The following is a 3,300-nucleotide window of genomic DNA, read 5'->3' on the forward strand; positions in this document are numbered from 1 at the left end:
ATGCCGGTAGCATGTTAAATCTTTAAAGTGCTACTTCGCCGCCTACTCCGCCTGATGAAAATGTAATATAGGAAAAAGTTGCTATACGGGAGTAAATTTATAGTCAATCGTTAATTAATTTTTCTGGTCTTGCAGTTCAGTGTTTGAACGAAACGCTTAATAAAATATTTTTTGCCAGAAATGATTGTAGTTCTCAAGATCAAAATTCTAGAATAACTAATCTTGCTGCTTTTTCTACGTTTCAAGGTTATTTAAAGAGAATTATAGGTGCGGCACTAATTCTTTATACTATATTTTTTGCCTTTAATATAGCTCTAAATAAAAAATATGCAAGTACTGAAAAAATAGCTCTTTTTGTAATAAAATTCTTATTCGTTGCTTATTTTTCTATCGGTCTTGGACCTTTAGATTTTAGTGGTGGTCAGCCGACAAAAGAAAACGGTATGTTAAAATATGGATTACCTCTTTTGACGGGAGCGGCACCGGACTTTGCACAGATGATCTTTAATGCAGCAGGTTCTATAGGATTATGTCAATTTGATAATTCAAAGTATAAAGACGGTTATAAATTTTATGGTTTATGGGATGCTATTGATTGCCGTATAGGTTATTATCTTGGCTTGGATTTACTTTATAATATAGATAAGAATGGAGTTTTAGGGAATTCGATCGGCAATGGTCCCGGTGGTAATAATACACCTATACCTAATTTTGATCCTGATGGCAAAAATGATAGACCAAAAGATTTAAGTAAAGCAGGAGCACTGAGATTTTTTGCCGTTATGTTTGGATTCTTTATGGCCGGAAACGTTATTATACTTGCAGCAGGTTTAGTATTTTCTGTAATATTTTTATCTATACTTTTATATTTTATTACGCATTATTTAGTTTGCATGATTACTATTTACGTTATGACATATATTTCTCCTATATTCATTCCTATGGCTCTATTTACTCGTACAAAAGCTTATTTTGACGGGTGGTTAAAAGTATGTATCTCATGTGCATTGCAGCCGGCAGTAATAGCAGGTTTTATAGCTTTATTAATAACTATGTATGATTCTGCAATATTTAAAAATTGTGAATTCCTTAGATATGATTATGAAAAAGGGGATATTAGATTTAGTACTTTTGAGTTAAGGCTTCCTATCGGTGGGGCAGATAAATGTCAGGAAAGTTTTGGATATAAAATGTTACAATATTATGCGGGTGAAGGTTGGGAAGAGCATTTATTAATACTTTTCCCAATAAAATCAATTGTTAGAGATGTTGTATCTATTTTAGCGGAACTTTTGTGCGTATTAGTATTCTCGGTTATTTTTTATTATTTCTCTAAATCTATAGGGTGTTTTGCCGCTGATTTAACTAACGGTCCTAATATGGATGCAGTAACGGCAAGTCCAACTAAAATCGTTGATTTAGTAAAGAAAGGAGCAGCTTTCCTTAAGGATGCTGCTATGGCTTCGCAAGGTAAGCCGCCGGTAGGAGATAAGCCGGATGTTGGAGGTAAGCGTAAAGAGGGAGAGCAGCAAGGCGGGGATTTAGAAAGCGGTGTGGGTGGAGGTAAATGATAGAATATGCAGGGTAACTTATTAAAAGTTTTAGGAGTACTTGCTATAGTAGCAACGTTAGTTTGCTTTATTTTTGCAGCACTTGGTATGATAGGAGCAGTAAAAGTCGGTGACGGCTGTTACATGAGATATGCTCTGGACGGTAAAGGAGGTTCGGATTCAATAACCGGTACTATAACCCTTAATGCTAATGCTAATTATGTAAACACTTCTAAGATGTTGCCCGACGGCACAACTCAGCTTATTCCTGATCCTAATCGTTATGGTGAATGGTTAAATACTCAGGTACTAGTAGAAAACAGTCAACCGGTAAATTTACAAGTAGTCGGTCAGGTTAGTTTGTGTTTAGCTTATGTACCAAAAGACAATTTACAACGTACAGGGGCTGGATCTAATTTAGATGATAGTGGTAAAATGATTCCGATCCCTCGTATTACCGATGCAAATAATAAGCCTGTCTCTCTAATAATAGATGCAAGAAATAATGAATGGCGTAATATTGCCGAATTATATGCCAATGATAGAGTTTTAGTTTCCGTATCTCCTAATTTTGCCAATACGGATGCGACAGTTGAGGATGCTTTTAAAGGTGCTAAGGTTACGAAAGATTGTTCACAAGGCAAAACTTCTTATGAGCCGATTTGTGGAAAATATTCTATTTATTCCGGTAAATATGTTAATGCTTGCGAACTGAAGCAAAATTATTGGCAAGGTAATAAGCATCGGGAAAAATGTTATTGTCTTTTTAGATGTATTCATCAAGAAGATGTTGTTCAGTGGGTATGTGATGCCGCTAATGCCGTTTCTCATTGTTGCCTTGGTCTTATATGTGACTCCTTACCTGCTTGGATAAATCACGAGGGCGACATGCCGGAAGCTTATAAAGATGACGGTAGTTTTACCTTTAGTTGGTCAGATAATTCAGGTAATTTATTGATTGATTATGCGGGACTTCAATGTTCTAATAATGCTAATATTCCTTCAAACGGTAAATGTCCTGATAGTGTCGAGAATCGTAGTCCTAAGGATAAAGATTATATTGGAGGTGTAGATTGTACTTCGGGAATATGTAACGATGGAGATTTTCAAAAGAATCGGAGATTTTGGTATACGGCGGACGGTAAAGGAGGCAAAGGACCAACCGGATTAATATATCAAATGAATGATGCAGGTTCTGTAAGTCAAGCTCTGCCTTCTAAGCTAGAACTTGCTAAATTTGTTGCAGATACAGATCAACCGTCTGACTATAAAGATAAAGACAGTAAATATTTATATAAAGTTATATATAATATACCTTTTAACAGCAATATTGAAAAAAGTTATTTACAATATAGGCTTTGGTCTCCTACCTCACAAGATGCTAGTAAGGATACGGGAGGATACGTTTTAAATATTAAACAGACTAAATGTTATAGAGAGAACGGTAATAGTTTTAACGATACTTTTGATGATCGGGGACGAGTGCAATACATAATAGTAAAGCCTTCGGAAAACCCGAATACTAGCGGTAAAACCTATTCATCTCAAGGAATTAACGTTGATAGTGAAGGTAAATATAACTTTAATGCAAATGAGGCGGGTTATATATGGATGAAAATTCTAAATGATCCTGGTAATAATTTAAGGGACTATAAAGATAGTGAAGGTAGCTATAAAGTACATTTCTCAACATCCTTAAAAGTAGGAAGTTTTACTATTAAAGTAATGAATCCGTTACTTCAGTTATTTA

2 pseudogenes are annotated in these 3,300 nt (G+C 35.1%); both read left to right on the forward strand.

The annotated features are described in order from the left end of the window. A pseudogene (locus REIS_RS02550) lies at positions 1 to 1,571 on the forward strand (type IV secretion system protein); the annotation flags it as partial. Between the two features lie 6 nt (positions 1,572 to 1,577). Next, positions 1,578 to 3,300 (forward strand): annotated as a pseudogene (locus tag REIS_RS02555) (hypothetical protein); the annotation flags it as partial.

The sequence above is a fragment of the Rickettsia endosymbiont of Ixodes scapularis genome (assembly GCF_000160735.1).
Classification (GTDB): Bacteria; Pseudomonadota; Alphaproteobacteria; order Rickettsiales; family Rickettsiaceae; genus Rickettsia; species Rickettsia tamurae.